The organism is Streptomyces sp. NPDC035033, assembly GCF_040636735.1.
In the GTDB taxonomy this organism is placed as follows: Bacteria; Actinomycetota; Actinomycetes; order Streptomycetales; family Streptomycetaceae; genus Streptomyces.
Genome location: NZ_JBEZUZ010000128.1, coordinates 1 through 16,772 on the forward strand (window position 1 = coordinate 1; position 16,772 = coordinate 16,772).

A 16,772-nucleotide genomic window follows, 5' to 3' on the forward strand; every position below is an offset into this window, starting at 1 on the left:
CCGCCCCCCCGGCGCGCCCGCCCTCCCCCGCGCCCCCGGCCCCCCCCCCGGGGGGGGGGCCGGGGGGGGCCGGGGGGGGGGGGCGGCCCCCGGCGGCCCCGCCCCCGGCCCCGGCCCCCGCGCCCGTACAGCCCCAGCCCCAGCCGGCCCCCGCGCCGGCGCCCGCTCCGACGCCCTCCCCGGCGCCCGCGCCCGCCGCGCCCTCCTGGGCCCGGCCGCAGCAGCCCGCCGCCCCGGAGCCGCACCAGGCCCAGCAGCCGGTGCCGCAGCCGGCGCAGCCGCAGGGGCAGCAGCCGGTCGTGCCGTGGAAGCCGCCGGTCGATGACCCGTTCCTGCGGGCCGCCCGCGAGCAGGCGTCCGCGCCCCCGGCCGGGCTCGGCCGCCGGCTCCTCGCCCGGCTGGTCGACACCCTCCTGGTGGGCGCGATGGCGGCCGGCGCGGCCTTCCCCTTCGTCACCGCGGCCCTCGACCACATCGACGCCAAGATCGAGGCCGCCAAGCGGTCCGGCGTCACCGTCCAGGTCTGGCTGGTCGACGGCACCACCTCCGTCCAGTTCGGCATCGCGCTCGGCCTGCTGCTCGTCCTCGGCGTGCTGTACGAGGCGCTGCCCACGGCCAAGTGGGGCCGCACGCTCGGCAAGAAGCTGTGCGGCCTCCAGGTCCGGGACATCGAGGCGCACGAGCCGCCGTCCTTCGGCCGCTCCCTGCGCCGCTGGTTCCTGTACACCTTCCTGGGCCTGCTCGTCATCGGCGTCGTGAACGTGCTGTGGTGCGTCTTCGACCGCCCGTGGCGCCAGTGCTGGCACGACAAGGCCGCCCGCACCTTCGTCGCGAAGGTCTGACGCCCCGTCCGGGGGACCGGCCCGCCGGGGCGGGTCCCCCGGACGGGCGCCCATCCGTTGCGGGCCCCGGACGGCCGGGATGCGATGCCCCCATGAGCACCGACCAGCCGCCGCCCGGCCCGCCCCCCGACGACGACCCGTTCCGCAAGCGGCCCCAGGAGCCGCCGCCGGGCTCCCCGCCGCCCGGCCCCCCGCCGTCGGGAGGCCCGCCGCCGGGCAGCCCGTACGACTCCCCGTACCCGCCCCCGCCCCCGTACGGCGGCTACGGCGGGGGATACGGCGGCACCGACCCGCTCTCCGGGATGCCGCCGCTCGCCGAGTCCGGGCGCCGCATCCTCGCCCGGCTCATCGACTGGGTGATCATCGCGGTGCCGCTGGCGATCATCGGCATCCCGTTCGACGTCTACGACCGGGCGACGGTGGACGGCGACGACTTCCAGGCCACCTGGACCGGCGGCGGCCAGCTCGTCTTCCAGCTCCTCACGATCGTCGCCTACGTCGCGTACGACACCGTGCTCACGGCGAAGAACGGGCAGACCCTCGGCAAGCGGCTGATGAAGCTGCGCGTCGCCATGCTCAACGACGGCTCCACGCCCCCGATGAGCCAGTCCCTGCTGCGGGCGGTCGTGCTCTGGCTGCCCGCGCTGATCTGCTGCGCCTGCCTCTGGCCGCTGCTGCTGCTCATCCTCATCCTGGTCGACAAGCCCTACAAGCAGGGCCTGCACGACAAGGCGGCGAAGACGGTGGTCGTCACCGTGCCCCAGTAGCCCCCGGCGGAACGGACGGACTCACGGACCGGTCCGGGCATCGGCTCCCGCGCCCACCTGCGCGGCCGGTACCCGGACCGCGTCGTTCCCGGCCCGCGCCGGCGGCGGGACGGCGGCCGTGCCCGGGGACTTGACGGACCGCGCCCCTTTGGGCATCGTCACCGCCACGAGGACGCCGAGCAGCAGCCCGGCGAGGCAGGACAGGACGATGCCGGGCGGTCCGGTGGCACCGGTCAGGAGCAGGAGCGCGGCGGTCGCGAGGACCACGACGGCCGAACCGTAGGCGTACTGCGCTGCGTTCGGACGCTGCATGACGGATACCGCCCCTCCGGACTCCCGGTCGACTCTACGACGCTCGATGCCCGGACGGAACGCCGGGTAAGCGCGACCCGGCCCATGGTGCCGGAGCACGGGGGGCGCACGGGTGGCACGGAACGGGCCCGACGGCCCTCCGGCACCGTGATGTTCACCTCTCTTCCCCTTGCGGACCGTCCGCATATCGGATTTCGACACCCGCATAGTGCACTTGGTGTGTGCAAGTCAAGATCTGTCTTTTCTCGACTCTCTCCGGTCGAATGTCGTCACTTGTGACGCGCGACCCCGCCGGACGGACACCCCACCTTCTGGTCCGGAGGCGCGGGCGCCGGGGAGGAACGACACCAAGTGACCAACAGACGACGGGCGATTCGGGCGTCCGCGGTCGTCGTGGCGCTCGCGGCCACCGCCGCCACCGCCTCGACCTTCAGCACCGCCTGGGCGAACGAGGACGGCAGGATCACGGCGGCGGACGTCCGCCACGACCCGGCCCCGGGCCACGACCACGGCAACGAGAAGACCGCGGTCGACCACGACCTCGACGGCCCCTTCAGCAAGCAGCAGGCGCAGCAGCGCAAGGCCGCGCTGGAGCAGGTCCTCAAGGGCGAGGCCACGATCGAGCGCCGCGGGGGCTCGCAGGTCGTGAAGCTCGACGCGAAGAAGTACGTCGAGCTCGGCCGCGAGAAGACCGACAAGATCTTCACCATCCTGGTCGAGTTCGGCGACCAGGTGGACACCACCACCCTCGTCGACCGCAAGGACGACGAGACGGACGAGCTGAAGCCGAAGTTCGGCGGCCAGCCCGGCCCGCTGCACAACGCGATAGCCGAGCCCGACCGGTCGAAGGACAACTCGACCGCGTGGCAGGCCGATTACGACCAGAAGCACTTCGAGGACCTGTACTTCGGCACCGGCAAGGACCCGAAGACCGGCCAGCCGAAGCAGTCGCTGAAGACCTACTACGAGCGCACCTCGTCCGGCCGCTACTCGGTCGACGGCATGGTCTCCGACTGGGTCAAGGTCCCCTACAACGAGGCCCGTTACGGCTCCAACTACTGCGGCCAGTCCAACTGCGCCAACGTGTGGGACACCGTCCGCGACGGCGTCAACGCCTGGGTCGCCGACCAGAAGGCCCAGGGCAAGACCGACGCCCAGATCAAGGCCGACCTGGCGTCCTACGACCAGTGGGACCGCTACGACTTCGACGCCGACGGCAACTTCAACGAGTCCGACGGCTACATCGACCACTTCCAGATCGTCCACGCCGGCGAGGACGAGTCGGCGGGCGGCGGCGTCCAGGGCGGCGACGCCCTGTGGGCCCACCGCTGGTACGCCTACGGCACCAGCGCGGGCAAGACCGGCCCGGAGAACAACAAGGCCGGCGGCACCCCGATCGGCGACACCGGCATCTGGGTCGGCGACTACACGATGCAGCCCGAGAACGGCGGCCTCGGCGTCTTCGCCCACGAGTACGGCCACGACCTCGGCCTGCCGGACCTGTACGACACCGCGGGCGGCGAGAACTCGACCGGCTACTGGTCGCTGATGTCCTCCGGCTCCTGGCTGGGCCTGGGCAAGGACTCCATCGGCGACATGCCCGGCGACATGAACGCCTGGGACAAGCTGCAGCTCGGCTGGCTCAACTACACCAAGGTGACCGACGAGCAGCGCGCCGAGAAGTCCGTCCACAAGCTGGGCGTCGCGGAGTACAACACCAAGAACCCGCAGGCGCTCCTCGTCGAGCTGCCGAAGAAGGCCGTCACCACCGACATCGTCGCCCCCGCCGAGGGCGCCGCCCAGTGGTGGAGCGACATGGGTGACGACCTCAAGAACACCCTCACCCGCTCCGTCGACCTGACGGGCCGGTCGTCCGCCTCCCTGGAGCTCCAGGGCTGGTACGACATCGAGGCCGAGTACGACTACCTCTACACCGAGGTGTCGACGGACGGCGGCGCCAACTGGACCGCCGTGGACGGCACCGCCGACGGCAAGGCCCTCCCGCGCGACGCGGCCGGCTCCCCGGCGCTGACCGACGTCTCCGGCGCCCACAAGAAGCTCGTCTACGACCTCTCGGCGTACGCGGGCAAGAAGTTCGACCTCCGCTTCCGCTACCAGACGGACGGCGGCGCGGGCGGCAAGGGCTTCACCGCCGACGCCATCACGCTGACCGCCGACGGCGCCCCCGTCTTCACCGACGGCGCCGAGAACGGCGACAACGGCTGGACGCCGAAGGGCTTCTCGCGGGTCGGCAAGGGCTTCACCAACGAGTACGAGCAGTACTACATCGCCGAGAACCGCCAGTACGTCTCGTACGACGCCACCCTCAAGGTCGGCCCGTACAACTTCGGCTTCACCGGCGACCGCGAGAACTGGGTCGAGCACTACCCGTACCAGAACGGTCTGCTCATCTGGAAGTGGGACCTGTCCCAGAAGGACAACAACACCTCCGTCCACCCGGGCCAGGGCCTGATCCTCCCGATCGACGCCCACCCGACCCCGCTGAAGTGGCACGACGGCACCCTGATGCGCAACCGCGTCCAGGCGTACGACTCCACCTTCGGAACGTACCGGACGGACGCTTTCCAGCTGCACCTCAAGGACGTCCCGACCTGGGTCCGCTCGCAGCCGGGCAACCCGGTCTTCGACGACCGCAAGGGCACGTACTGGTTCGAGGAGACCAAGCGCGCCGGCGTGAAGGTCACTGACACCAACACCAAGATCGAGGTCGTCAAGGAGCCGAAGAACGGCCAGACGATCACGGTCCGGGTGGGCCCGTCGACCCGATGATCGACTAGCCACTGGCAAAACCGCAGGTCAAAGCGTGATCGGCCGTCGCCCTCTAGCGGGCGGCGGCCGATCGTGTTTAGGTGCAGCTGACCGAGTTCTCAGGAACTCCTTATTGACAGTCGGCTCACGGGGGAGTGGTTCCGCATGCCCGGTGGAGGGTTCTGCAAGTTGCCGGGAGGCAGTGTGGTGGTCGCGATAGGGCTGCCCAGCCCGGCCGGGGACGGCGCGACCGTGCGCTTCCTCGTCCACGCCGCGAACCGGGCGCGGGCCCTGACCAGGCTCCGAAACCTGGGCCTGCGGTCGGTTTACCTGCGGGGGAACGCCGAGCCGCCCACCCCGGACGAGATCACCGCCGTCCTCCACCACCCGGACGGGCTGCTGTGGAGGTCCACACCGGGCGCCGCGCAGGAGCTGTGGCACCCGGCCAGGACCCTGCCCAAGGCCCCCGCGGCCTGAGCGGGCCCGGGAGACGGACCCCGCGGGACACGGGGCCCCGGACGCGGGGCTCAGGGCCCGGGGCCGGTGCTCCGGGCTAAGGCCCCGCGGGGCCCGCGGGGCCCGGGGCTCCGGGCTCAGGCGACGACCGGCTCGCCCCGGAGCTCCACACCGGCCTCGCGGAGCTCCGTGAGCGCCCGGTCGGTGGTCGCCCGGGCGACGCCCGCCGTGAGGTCGAGCAGCACCCGGGTGCGGAAGCCCGCGCGGGCCGCGTCCAGGGCGGTGGCCCGGACGCAGTGGTCGGTGGCGATGCCGACCACGTCGACCTCGGTGACCTCCCGGGCGCGCAGCCAGTCCGCGAGCGGCACGCCGTTCTCGTCGAAGCCCTCGAAGCCGCTGTACGCGGCGGCGTACGCGCCCTTGTCGAAGACGGCCTGCACGGCGCCGCCGGCGACGGCGGGGGCGAAGTTCGGGTGGAAGCCGACGCCCTCGGTGCCGGCCACGCAGTGCGCCGGCCAGGAGTCGACGTAGTCCGGCGCCTCGCCGGCCGGGGCGAAGTGGGCCCCCGGGTCGATGTGGTGGTCACGGGTGGCGACGACGTGCCGGTACGCGGCGCCGGCCGCCTCGCCCACCAGTTCGGTGATGGCGGCGGCGACGTCCGCGCCGCCGGTCACGGCGAGGCTGCCGCCTTCGCAGAAGTCGTTCTGTACGTCCACGACGATCAGTGCGCGGTGCATGGCGGGTGTCCTCGGGTGGTCGGAAGGGGTGGGCCCGAGCCTAGAGACTCCGCCCCCGCTCCGGGAGGGGACGTCACCGGGCTCTGGACGTATCTCTAGATGTACTCCGTCGGCAGCACGGGCTCGCCGCGCGACAGCTGGACGGCCGACATCGGCAGCGCGGCGCGGGCCGCGATGTGCCGGGCGCGGGCGGCCTCCAGGGGCTCCCGGGCCATCACCTCGCCGCCCTTGACCAGCTCGACCAGGAGCTGGTCGCCCGCGAGGGCCTCCGGGACCGGTCCGGTGCCGACGACCTCGGTCTCCGCGACCCCGTCGGCGTCGCGGCGGCGCGCCGCCCACTTGCGGCCGCCGACGGACGCCTTGCCGCCCAGCGACTTCTTCGCCACCGGGACCAGGGGGGCCTTCGGATCGGCCGAGGAGGCACGGGCGACCAGCTTGTAGACCATCGAGCAGGTGGGGTGCCCGCTGCCGGTGACCAGCTGGGTGCCGACCCCGTACGCGTCCACCGGCGCCGCGGCCAGCGAGGCGATGGCGTACTCGTCGAGGTCCGAGGTGACCACGATCTTCGTGTCCCGGGCGCCCAGCTCGTCGAGCTGCTGGCGGACCCGGTGGGCGACGAGCAGCAGGTCGCCGGAGTCGATGCGGACGGCCCCGAGCTCCGGCCCGGCGATCTCGACGGCGGCGCGGACCGCCTCGGTCACGTCGTAGGTGTCGACGAGGAGGGTGGTGCCCCGGCCCAGGGTGTCGACCTGGGCGCGGAAGGCGTCCCGCTCGCTGTCGTGGAGCAGGGTGAAGGCGTGCGCGGAGGTGCCGACGGTCGGGATGCCGTAGCGGAAGCCGGCCGCGAGGTCCGAGGTGGAGTCGAAGCCGCCGACGTAGGCGGCGCGGGCGGAGGCCACGGCGGCCAGCTCGTGGGTGCGGCGGGCGCCCATCTCGATCAGCCGGCGCCCGCCCGCCGCGGCCGACATGCGGGAGGCGGCGGCCGCGATGGCCGAGTCGTGGTTGAGGATCGAGAGGATCACCGTCTCCAGGAGCACGCACTCGGCGAAGGAGCCCTCGACGCGCAGCACGGGGGAGCCGGGGAAGTACACCTCGCCCTCGGGGTAGCCCCAGATGTCGCCGGAGAAGCGGTAGCGGGACAGCCACTCCAGGGTCGGCTCGTCGACGATCCCGCGCTCGCGCAGGAAGCCGAGGACGGCCGGGTCGAAACGGAAGTTCTCGACGGCGTCCAGGACCCGGCCGACGCCCGCGAGGACGCCGTACCGCCGCCCCTCGGGCAGCCGCCGGGTGAAGACCTCGAAGACGGAGTGCCGGTCGGCGGTGCCGGCCCGGAGGGCCGCCTGGAGCATGGTCAGCTCGTACTGGTCGGTGAAGAGCGCGGTCGACGGCACGTCCACCGGGAGCCCAAGGTCCGCAGCGTTCATGGCAGGAATGCTAGCGCACTATTCGTCAGTCTGACGAATAGTGCGGCGGTGTTCCCGTCGGGGCGGCCCGTTTGCGCGACGGGGGGTGCCGGGTGGCAGCATGGGACGGGTGAGCATCGCGCCTATCGAGATCGAACGGACCGAGTCGGCCGAGGAGGTCTCCGCGGTCGTCGAGCCCGACGTCCCCTGGGTCACCCTCGTGCACAACGACCCGGTGAACCTGATGAGCTATGTCACCTACGTCTTCCAGACGTACTTCGGCTACTCCAAGGACAAGGCGCACAAGCTGATGCTCGACGTGCACAACAAGGGCCGCGCGGTGGTCTCCAGCGGCACCCGCGAGGAGATGGAACGGGACGTGCAGGCGATGCACGGCTACGGACTGTGGGCGACGCTCTCCCAGGACCGCGGCTGATGGCCGGCCACTTCGAGACGGTGCCCGGCGGCGGCGCGGCCGTCGCCCTCGACGAGGTCGAGGTCTCCATCCTGCGCTCCCTCGCCGTCCAGCTCCTGGAGCTGATCGGCCCCGGCGACGAGCCCGACGCGGACGCCGACCCCCTCGCCGCCCTCTTCGCCGAGGGCCCCAGCAAGCCCCCCGCCGACCCCGCCCTGCGCCGGCTCTTCCCCGACGCGTACGCGGACGACACCGAGGAGCTGCGGGCCGCCGCGGCCGACTTCCGCCGCTTCACCGAGAACGACCTGCGCGCCCGCAAGCGCGAGGACGCCCTCGCGGTGGTGCGCGCCCTCGACGGGCTGAGCAGCGAGGGGCCGGAGGAGTCCGTGGTCCTGAAGCTGACCCCGGACGAGTCCCGGGCCTGGCTCGGCACCCTCAACGACCTGCGGCTGACCATCGCCACCCGGCTGGAGATCACCGAGGACGAGGAGAGCGAGCGGCTCTACCGGCTGCCGGACAGCGATCCGCGCAAGCCCATGGTGATGGCCTATCTCTGGCTCGGCGCCCTTCAGGAGTCACTGGTCGAGACGCTGATGTCCTGAGGGACGGGCGCGGCGGGGCGTTCGCTCAGCGGACGCTCAAATCCGGATAACGAACTCGTTATACGGGCGACCACCTTGCCGTCTTAAGTCCCTTTTCTCCTGATTTTTTTGTGGCGTGGGTCACGCGCAACTCCGTCGATCACCCCTCACCCCGTGATAAATCTTCACGACCGCTCGGGGACGCCACCCCTGTTCCCGAGGGCGCTTCGGCCGGCTGACCGCCGGCGGCACTCCATCCACATCCGGGGGGATCAGGACCTGATCCGCAGCAGACGCACTCGCCGTCGCGCGGATCAGCATGGAGAAAGGCGCACCACCATGACCTCAGTGCAGGTCGACCAGCACCACGACGGCAATGAGGCCGCGGACTCCGCCTCGGGCGAGGGCTACCACCGGGCACTCGGCGCCCGCCAGATCCAGATGATCGCGATCGGCGGCGCCATCGGCACCGGCCTCTTCCTCGGCGCGGGCAAGGGCATCTCCAAGGCGGGCCCCAGCCTGATCCTCGCGTACGCCCTCGCGGGCCTCGTGATCTTCTTCATCATGCGGGCGCTCGGCGAGCTCCTCATGTACCGCCCCGTCTCCGGCTCCTTCTCGGAGTACGCGCGGGAGTTCATCGGCCCCTTCGCGGGCTTCGTGACCGGCTGGACGTACTGGCTCTTCTGGGTCGTCACCGGCATCACCGAGGTCACCGCCGCGGCCACCTACATGACGTACTGGTGGGACATCCCGCAGTGGCTCTCCGCCCTGGTCTTCACCGTGATCCTCTACGGCGCCAACCTGATCTCCGTGAAGCTCTTCGGCGAGCTGGAGTTCTGGTTCTCCATGGTCAAGGTCACCGCCATCATCGGCATGATCCTGATCTGCGCCGGCATCCTCACGATCGGCTTCTCCGACGCCGGTGACACCGCGTCGATCACCCACCTGTGGGACCTCGGCGGCTTCTTCGCCGGCGAGGACGGCCTCGTCTCCACCCTCATGACCCTCCAGATGGTCATGTTCGCCTTCCTCGCCGTCGAGCTGGTCGGCGTCACCGCCGGCGAGTCCAAGGACCCGAAGACCGTCCTGCCCAAGGCCATCAACACCGTGCCGTGGCGCATCGCCGTCTTCTACGTCGGCGCGCTCATCATGATCCTGTCGGTCGTCCCGTGGACCCACTTCAAGCCGGGCGTCTCCCCGTTCGTCGCCGCCTTCGAGGAGATGGGCCTCAGCATCGGCGCCGCCATCGTCAACTTCGTCGTCCTGACGGCCGCCCTCTCCTCCTGCAACTCGGGCATGTACTCCACCGGCCGCATGCTGCGCGACCTCGCGCTCAACGGCCAGGGCCCGAAGCTCTTCACCCGGCTGACGAAGAGCGGCACCCCGCTGATCGGCACCACCTTCTCGGCCGCGCTGATGATGGTCGGCGTCTGGATCAACTACCAGTGGCCCGGCGAGGCGTTCAACTACGTCGTCTCCTTCGCCACCATCTCCGGCATGTGGGCCTGGATCATGATCCTGATCTGCCAGATCCGCTTCCGCCTCAAGGCCGACCGCGGCGAGCTGCCCCAGTCGTCCTTCAAGGCCCCCGGCGGCATCTGGGCCAGCTCCTTCGCCCTCGCCTTCATCGGCCTGGTCGTGGTGACCATGGGCATCGACGAGGGCAACCGCGTCGCCCTCTACGGCGCCCCCGTCTGGGGCCTGCTCCTCGCCGTCGCCTACCTGGTGCTCAAGGCCCGCAACCCCGAGAGCGCCGCCTTCGCCAAGCGCTCCTGACCCACCCCGTCCCAGCATCCGGGCCGCCCCGTACCACTCCTCGGTACGGGGTGGCCCGTCTGCTTATCCTGTCGGCATGCTGACCCTCACCCGAGACCTGTACGACCGGATCGTGGAACACGCCCGGGCGGACCACCCCGACGAGGCCTGCGGCGTGGTCGCGGGACCGGTCGGCTCGGGCCGCCCCGAGCGGTTCATCCCGATGCTCAACGCGGCGCGCTCGCCCACCTTCTACGAGTTCGACTCCGCCGACCTCCTCAAGCTCTACCGCGAGATGGACGACCGGGACGAGGAGCCCGTGATCATCTACCACTCGCACACGGCGACCGAGGCGTACCCCTCCCGCACCGACATCACCTACGCCAACGAGCCGGGCGCCCACTACGTCCTGGTCTCCACCGCCGACACCGACGGCGCCGGCGACTTCCAGTTCCGCTCGTACACGATCGTCGACGGCGTCGTGGAGGAGGAAGAGGTCAAGGTCGTCGAGGCGTACGAGTGACCCCCGGGCGGCCGGTCCACCGGCCGCCCCGCCTCCCCGGCCCACCGGCCGCCCCGCCCCCGGTCCGCCTCCGTCCCGACAGGTGGTCGGCAAACATCCACCATCTGAGATCACATTCCGGAACCCGGACCGGGAATCGATACGATGACCGCATGGTTTCCCACGACGTGAGCGAAGAGACTCCGGGCACCCTCCTGCTCGTTGCCCGCCTGCACGTCGACCTGTGCCGTCTCGCCAGCGCGATCTGTTCGCCCCGCGCTGGGCTCTGAACGACCCGGCCGAGCGCACCTCACCACGCACCACCCCCTCGCGCGGGGGTTCCGCCGCGCGCCCACCACGCCACTCCCGACAGGAGCCCACGCCATGGCCATCGAGGTCCGCATCCCGACGATCCTCCGCACCTACACCGACGGCGCCAAGGCCGTCGAGGGCAGCGGTGGCACCCTCGCCGAGCTCTTCGCCGACCTGGAGACCCGCCACTCCGGCATCGAGGCCCGCATCGTGGACGAGGGCAAGCTCCGCCGCTTCGTCAACGTCTACCTCAACGACGAGGACGTCCGCTTCCTCGACGGCATCGACACCAAGCTGTCCGACGGCGACAGCGTCACGATCCTGCCGGCCGTCGCCGGCGGCATGGTCTGAGCGGCCCGGCCCATGCGATACGACTCCCCGCTGGCGGCCGTCGGCAACACGCCGCTCGTCCGCCTTCCCCGGCTCTCGCCCTCCGAGGACGTCCGCATCTGGGCCAAGCTGGAGGACCGCAACCCCACCGGCTCGGTCAAGGACCGCCCCGCGCTCCACATGATCGAACAGGCGGAGAAGGACGGCCGGCTCACCCCCGGCTGCACCATCCTGGAGCCCACCAGCGGCAACACCGGCATCTCCCTGGCCATGGCGGCCAGGCTCAAGGGCTACCGCATCGTCTGCGTCATGCCCGAGAACACCAGCGAGGAGCGCCGCCAGCTGCTCGCCATGTGGGGCGCGGAGATCATCTCCTCCCCGGCCGCCGGCGGCTCCAACACCGCCGTCCGGGTCGCCAAGGAACTGGCCGGGCAGCACCCCGACTGGGTGATGCTCTACCAGTACGGCAACCCGGACAACGCCGGCGCCCACTACGCCACCACGGGCCCCGAGATCCTCGCCGACCTGCCGTCCATCACCCACTTCGTGGCCGGCCTCGGCACCACCGGCACCCTCATGGGCGTCGGCCGCTACCTGCGCGAGCACAAGCCCGACGTCAAGATCGTCGCCGCCGAGCCCCGCTACGACGACCTCGTCTACGGGCTCCGCAACCTCGACGAGGGCTTCGTCCCCGAGCTGTACGACGCCTCCGTCCTCACCACCCGCTTCTCGGTGGGCTCGGCCGACGCCGTCACCCGCACCCGGGAACTCCTCCAGCAGGAGGGCATCTTCGCCGGCGTCTCCACCGGCGCGGCCCTCCACGCCGCGATCGGCGTGGGCAACAAGGCGGTCAAGGCCGGCGAGAGCGCCGACATCGCCTTCGTCGTCGCCGACGGCGGCTGGAAGTACCTCTCCACCGGCCTCTACACCGCCGCCACCACCGAAGAGGCCATCGCCACGGTCCAGGGCCAGCTCTGGGCCTGACCCCCCGGCCCGCTCCGAAGGAAACGGCCTAGCGCGCGAGATGGCGGACCTGGTCCCACACGACCGGGTCCGCCTCGCCCACCCTCCGGCGGAAGTCCGCCAGCGGCACGTCCCGCAGCTCGTCCGTCTCCAGGAAGCTCGCCCGCCCCCGCGCGTCGCCCACCGCCCCCGGCGGCAGCGCGATCACCCCCGGCCGCTCGTCGTGGTACTTGCTGGTGATCTTCGCGACCAGCGCCCCGTCGCCCCGCACCACCAGCACCAGGCACGGCCGGTCCTTCGACCGCGGACCGTCCTCGAACGGCACCTCGGCCCACCAGATCTCCCCGGCCCGCGGCACCCGCGCACCGGCCGGCCGCTTCCGGGCCGGCCGCTTCCCGCGCGGCGCCGGACGCGCCGGCGGACGGGTCCGCCCCGAGGGCCCGCGGGCCGACCGCTTCCTCCCGTCGGCGACCACGACCACCAGCGCGATCACCACGACCGCGGCCAGCGCGGGCCACCACGACGTGTCCATACCCCATGACGTTACCGGCGACCGCCGCACCGCGCCGCCGCGCCCCGCCGTCCATCCGAACCGGTGACAGAGCCCGTGAGTTCGCCCACAACGGGACGCCACGAAGGAGCGACCGGCCCCCGTGCGCCTTACTCTCGTCTGACCGCACGGCCTCCCCCTCCCCTTGCGTGCCTGACCGCACCCGTCCACGGAGGTTCACGCTCCTATGAAGCTCACCGTCGTCGGCTGCTCCGGGTCGTTCCCGTCCGCGGAATCGGCCTGTTCGAGCTACCTCGTCGAGGCCGACGGCTTCCGGCTGCTCCTCGACATGGGCAACGGCGCCCTCGGCGAGCTGCAGCGCCACATCGGTCTCTACGACCTCGACGCGATCTTCCTCAGCCATCTGCACGCGGACCACTGCATCGACATGTGCGGCTACTTCGTCGCCCGCTACTACCGCCACGACGGCGGCCGCTGCGCCCCGATCCCCGTGTACGCCCCCGAGGGCGCCGAACAGCGCCTGACCACGGCCTACGCCGACACGCCCTCCCCGACCTCGATGAGCGAGGTCTTCGACTTCCGCACCCTGGGCTCGGGCACCTTCGACCTGGGCCCGTTCACGGTCCGCACCGAGAAGGTGTGCCACCCGGTGGAGGCGTACGGCATCCGCGTCGAACACGGCGGCCGCTCCCTGGCGTACTCCGGCGACACCGGCGTCTGCGACGCCCTCCACTCCCTCGCCGACGGCGTCGACCTCTTCCTCTGCGAGGCCTCCTTCACCCACGGCAAGGAGGACATCCCGGAGCTCCACCTCAACGGCCGCGAGGCCGGCGCCCACGCCACCCGCGCCGCCGTCGGCCGTCTCGTCCTCACCCACATCCCCCCGTGGACGGACGGCGAGCGGAACCTCGCGGACGCGCGCGAGGTGTACGCCGGGCCGGCGGAGCTGGCGAAGTCGGGCGCGGTCTACGAGGTCTGACGACACGGGAAGGGCCCCGGAACCTGAGGTTCCGGGGCCCTTGCGCGTACGGGGAGGGGCTCACGCCTTGGTGAGGTCCTCGATCTCCTCCTCGGGCTCGCGGCCCGGGGTGGGGAGGTTGAACTTGGTGATCGCGAAGCGGAAGACCACGTAGTAGACCGCCGCGAAGACGAGACCGATCGGGATGATCAGCCACGGCTTGGTCGCGTGCGTCCAGTTCAGGGCGTAGTCGATGAAGCCGGCCGAGAAGTTGAAGCCCGCGTGGACGCCGAGCGCCCAGGTGACGGCCATGGAGAGGGCGGTCAGGACGGCGTGCAGCACGTACAGGACCGGCGCGATGAACATGAAGGAGAACTCGATCGGCTCGGTCACACCGGTGACGAACGAGGTCAGGGCCAGCGAGACCATCATGCCGAGGACGACCTTGCGGCGCTCCGGGCGGGCGGAGTGGGCGATGGCGATGGCGGCGGCCGGGAGGCCGAACATCATGATCGGGAAGAAGCCGGACTGGAACATGCCGGCCGTCGGGTCACCGGCCAGGAAGCGCGGGATGTCGCCGTTGACGACCTCGCCGGCGGCGTTGGTGAAGTCGCCGAGCTGGAACCAGGCGACGGTGTTCACGAACTGGTGCATGCCGATCGGGATCAGCGCGCGGTTCACACCGCCGAAGAGCGCGGCGCCGCCGGCGCCGAGGCCGGTCATCCACTCGCCGAAGTTCGAGATGCCGTTGCCGATGGGCTCCCAGACCAGGCCGAAGAAGACGCCCACGGCGAGGCCGACGAAGGCCATGATGATCGGGACGAGACGGCGGCCGTTGAAGAAGCCGAGCCAGTCGACCAGCTTGGTGCGGTGGTACTTCTGCCACAGCACGGCGGTCAGCAGACCCATGATGATGCCGCCGAGGACACCGGGGTCGTTGTACTTCGCGGCGATGTCCGCGCCGTCCTGGACCTTCGCCTCGACGACGGGGAAGGCCTGGAGGACCTTGCTGTAGACGAGGAAGCCGACGACCGCGGCGAGCGCGGTGGAGCCGTCGGCCTTCTTGGCGAAGCCGATGGCCACGCCGACGCAGAAGAGCAGGGGGAGGGCGCCGGTGATGGCGCCGCCCGCGTTGCCGAAGACGGCGGAGACCTTGTCCCAGCCGAGACCGTCGGCGCCGAACACGTCCGGCTGACCCAGCCGGACCATGATGCCCGCGGCCGGCAGCACGGCGATCGGCAGCTGCAGGCTGCGACCGACCTTCTGCAGGCCCTGGAACAGGCCGGATCCGCGCTTCTTCGCGGGAGCGGCGGCCTGGGCGGTGGCCGTACTCATCAACTTCCTCCAGTAGGCAAGGCGCCGCCAGAGGACAGTGACAAAGGGGGTGACGGCGGCGTCTCGTGGAACGCGGTGGTCTGGACCGCGTGGTCTACACCAATGAGTGGTGTAGACCAGTTGTAGCACGTGAGACTTAGATAAGGAACCTGCGAATTTTCGGTGCGCGGGCATAGTGATGAAGGCGTGACAAAAGGCCCCCGGACCACGAGGTCCAGGGGCCTTTCCGCCCTCCCGTCCGGGGCCCGAAAGCCCCGGAACGGACAGGTCTTACCGGTCGCCTACTTCACGTTGTCCCGCTCCAGCTCCTCCTGGACCTCCTCCGGCTCGCGGCCCGGGGTGGGGAGGTCGAACTTGGTGATCGCGATCCGGAAGATCACGTAGTACACGACCGCGAAGCCCAGGCCGATCGGGATGATCAGCCACGGCTTGGTCGCCAGGTTCCAGTTGATCACGTAGTCGATCAGGCCCGCCGAGAAGCTGAAGCCGTCCTTCACGCCCAGCGCCCACGTCACCGCCATCGACACGCCCGTCAGCACCGCGTGGATGCCGTACAGCACCGGCGCGATGAAGAGGAACGAGTACTCCAGCGGCTCCGTGATGCCCGTGACGAACGAGGTCAGCGCCACCGACAGCATCAGACCGCCGACCTCCTTGCGCCGGTTCGGCCGCGCGCAGTGGGTGATCGCCAGCGCCGCCGCCGGCAGCGCGAACATCATGATCGGGAAGAAGCCCGTGGTGAACTGGCCCGCCTCCGGGTCGCCCGCCAGGAACATGCTGATGTCGCCGTGGACCGTCGTCCCGTCCGGCTTCGTGTACGTCCCGAACTGGAACCACACCGGCACGTTCAGGAACTGGTGCAGACCGATCACGAGCAGCGCCCGGTTCGCCACGCCGAAGATGCCCGACCCCCACGCGCCCAGCCCCACCAGCCAGTCGCTGAAGCTCTCCAGCGCGTCACCGATCGGCGGCCAGATCCACAGGCACAGCGCCGCGAACACGATGCCGACGAAGGCCATGATGATCGGCACCAGCCGGCGCCCGTTGAAGAAGCCCAGCCAGTCCACCAGCTTCGTCCGGTGGAACCGCTGCCACAGGTACGCCGCCAGCAGACCCATGACGATGCCGCCGAAGACGCCCGGGTTCTGGTACGTGTACCCCGCGAACGCCTGGTCGGCGCCGAGGCAGCCGCCCCCGATGTCCTCCGTCCCCGTCGGGCAGTCCTTCGGGAACTGCCGCAGCACCGTGTAGTAGACGAGAAAGCCCACCACCGCGGCCAGCGCCGTCGACCCGTCCGACTTCTTCGCCATGCCGATCGCGACGCCGATGCAGAACAGCAGCGGCAGACCGAGGCTGCCGTCGAGCAGCGCGCCGCCCGCGCCCGCCATCACCTTGGCGACGTTGTCCCAGCCCAGGCCGTCCTTGCCGAAGACGTCGTCCTGCCCCAGCCGGTTGATGATGCCCGCCGCGGGGAGCACCGCGATGGGCAGCTGGAGGCTGCGGCCCATCTTCTGCAGCCCCTGGAAGAAGCCTCCCCACGAGACCTTCCTCGAAGCCTTCCCCCGCCCGGCTGCGCTGTCGGTACTCATCGGCGACCTCCTCGCCCCGGAACAGGCCGGGGCCGCGTCTCGTTGCAGACTGGTGTAGACCACTTGCGGTAGGCTCCGGGAGCCCGCTGAGGACAGGCCGCCGGTGATCGTCATCATTCGGCAGAACGGTGGCACTCGCTCGCGAAGTTGGGCCAACCGTGGGTTACCGTGACAACGCGGACCGCAGGTGCGCCGAGATTCGCGTGTCCCGCGAACGGAACGGACAGGGAGAGAC

General features: G+C 71.0%; 18 protein-coding genes. 12 read left to right on the top strand and 6 right to left on the bottom strand.

Going from position 1 to position 16,772, the window contains the following annotated elements; genetic code table 11:
* Both AB0E83_RS32460 and AB0E83_RS32465 read left to right on the top strand, forming a co-directional pair.
* A partial coding sequence (locus AB0E83_RS32460) for an RDD family protein (RefSeq protein ID WP_362119895.1) occupies positions 1-842 on the top strand: 842 nt, incomplete at its 5' end.
* Positions 843-934: 92 nt separating this feature from the next.
* Complete coding sequence (locus tag AB0E83_RS32465; RefSeq protein ID WP_362119896.1) at positions 935-1,609, top strand: RDD family protein; 675 nt, start codon at positions 935-937, stop codon at positions 1,607-1,609.
* A gap of 21 nt (positions 1,610-1,630) precedes the next feature.
* On the opposite strand, the gene AB0E83_RS32470 is transcribed toward AB0E83_RS32465, so the two are convergent.
* Entirely contained in the window at positions 1,631-1,921 is a 291-nt protein-coding gene (locus AB0E83_RS32470; protein WP_362119898.1) for a hypothetical protein, read from the bottom strand.
* A gap of 351 nt (positions 1,922-2,272) precedes the next feature.
* Between AB0E83_RS32470 and AB0E83_RS32475 the strand changes: the two genes are divergently transcribed.
* Together AB0E83_RS32475 and AB0E83_RS32480 are read left to right on the top strand one after the other, a co-directional pair.
* Positions 2,273-4,711, top strand: coding sequence for an immune inhibitor A domain-containing protein (locus AB0E83_RS32475; protein WP_362119899.1), 2,439 nt, complete (start codon positions 2,273-2,275; stop codon positions 4,709-4,711).
* 144 nt (positions 4,712-4,855) lie between these two features.
* Positions 4,856-5,167 (top strand): hypothetical protein, encoded by a 312-nt coding sequence (locus AB0E83_RS32480; RefSeq protein ID WP_362119901.1) that lies wholly within the window; start codon positions 4,856-4,858, stop codon positions 5,165-5,167.
* A 116-nt stretch (positions 5,168-5,283) separates the two neighbouring features.
* Here AB0E83_RS32480 and AB0E83_RS32485 read toward each other — a convergent pair whose 3' ends face one another.
* Together AB0E83_RS32485 and AB0E83_RS32490 are read right to left on the bottom strand one after the other, a co-directional pair.
* Positions 5,284-5,883 carry an isochorismatase family protein gene (locus tag AB0E83_RS32485; RefSeq protein ID WP_362119903.1) on the bottom strand — a complete coding sequence of 200 codons (600 nt, stop codon included), beginning with the start codon at positions 5,881-5,883 and terminating at the stop codon, positions 5,284-5,286.
* A 95-nt stretch (positions 5,884-5,978) separates the two neighbouring features.
* Positions 5,979-7,307 carry a nicotinate phosphoribosyltransferase gene (locus tag AB0E83_RS32490; RefSeq protein WP_362119905.1) on the bottom strand — a complete coding sequence of 443 codons (1,329 nt, stop codon included), beginning with the start codon at positions 7,305-7,307 and terminating at the stop codon, positions 5,979-5,981.
* A gap of 100 nt (positions 7,308-7,407) precedes the next feature.
* On the opposite strand from AB0E83_RS32490, the gene clpS reads away from it, so the two are divergent.
* The 7 genes from clpS to AB0E83_RS32525 all read left to right on the top strand — a co-directional run bounded on the left by clpS (position 7,408) and on the right by AB0E83_RS32525 (position 12,165).
* Positions 7,408-7,722 (top strand): ATP-dependent Clp protease adapter ClpS, encoded by a 315-nt coding sequence (clpS, locus tag AB0E83_RS32495; RefSeq protein ID WP_362119907.1) that lies wholly within the window; start codon positions 7,408-7,410, stop codon positions 7,720-7,722.
* The gene (locus AB0E83_RS32500; RefSeq protein WP_362119909.1) at positions 7,722-8,303 is read left to right on the top strand and encodes a DUF2017 domain-containing protein; all 582 of its coding nucleotides are present in this window, start codon (positions 7,722-7,724) and stop codon (positions 8,301-8,303) included. The genes clpS and AB0E83_RS32500 overlap by 1 nt, the downstream gene beginning before the upstream one ends.
* Positions 8,304-8,621: 318 nt before the next feature.
* Positions 8,622-10,058 (top strand): amino acid permease, encoded by a 1,437-nt coding sequence (locus tag AB0E83_RS32505; RefSeq protein WP_362119911.1) that lies wholly within the window; start codon positions 8,622-8,624, stop codon positions 10,056-10,058.
* Positions 10,059-10,134: 76 nt separating this feature from the next.
* Positions 10,135-10,560, top strand: a complete 426-nt coding sequence (locus tag AB0E83_RS32510) for a M67 family metallopeptidase (RefSeq protein ID WP_362119913.1) — start codon at positions 10,135-10,137, stop codon at positions 10,558-10,560.
* Between the two features lie 152 nt (positions 10,561-10,712).
* Positions 10,713-10,829, top strand: coding sequence for a putative leader peptide (locus AB0E83_RS32515; RefSeq protein WP_362119915.1), 117 nt, complete (start codon positions 10,713-10,715; stop codon positions 10,827-10,829).
* A gap of 94 nt (positions 10,830-10,923) precedes the next feature.
* The gene (locus AB0E83_RS32520) at positions 10,924-11,202 is read left to right on the top strand and encodes a MoaD/ThiS family protein (RefSeq protein ID WP_362119917.1); all 279 of its coding nucleotides are present in this window, start codon (positions 10,924-10,926) and stop codon (positions 11,200-11,202) included.
* 12 nt (positions 11,203-11,214) lie between these two features.
* Positions 11,215-12,165: a cysteine synthase gene (locus tag AB0E83_RS32525; RefSeq protein ID WP_362119919.1), complete on the top strand. Its 951-nt coding sequence runs from the start codon at positions 11,215-11,217 to the stop codon at positions 12,163-12,165.
* A 28-nt stretch (positions 12,166-12,193) separates the two neighbouring features.
* Here the strand turns inward: AB0E83_RS32525 and AB0E83_RS32530 are convergent, their stop codons facing one another.
* The gene (locus AB0E83_RS32530) at positions 12,194-12,676 is read right to left on the bottom strand and encodes a type II toxin-antitoxin system PemK/MazF family toxin (protein WP_362119921.1); all 483 of its coding nucleotides are present in this window, start codon (positions 12,674-12,676) and stop codon (positions 12,194-12,196) included.
* Between the two features lie 205 nt (positions 12,677-12,881).
* Here AB0E83_RS32530 and AB0E83_RS32535 point away from each other — a divergent pair, with 205 nt between their 5' ends.
* Entirely contained in the window at positions 12,882-13,634 is a 753-nt protein-coding gene (locus AB0E83_RS32535; RefSeq protein ID WP_362119923.1) for an MBL fold metallo-hydrolase, read from the top strand.
* 60 nt (positions 13,635-13,694) lie between these two features.
* Here AB0E83_RS32535 and AB0E83_RS32540 read toward each other — a convergent pair whose 3' ends face one another.
* A complete protein-coding gene (locus AB0E83_RS32540; RefSeq protein WP_362119925.1) occupies positions 13,695-14,948 on the bottom strand; it encodes a PTS transporter subunit EIIC in 1,254 nt (417 codons plus the stop codon).
* Positions 14,949-15,229: 281 nt separating this feature from the next.
* Positions 15,230-16,456, bottom strand: a complete 1,227-nt coding sequence (locus AB0E83_RS32545) for a PTS transporter subunit EIIC (RefSeq protein WP_362119927.1) — start codon at positions 16,454-16,456, stop codon at positions 15,230-15,232.
* Positions 16,457-16,772: the final 316 nt, after the last annotated feature.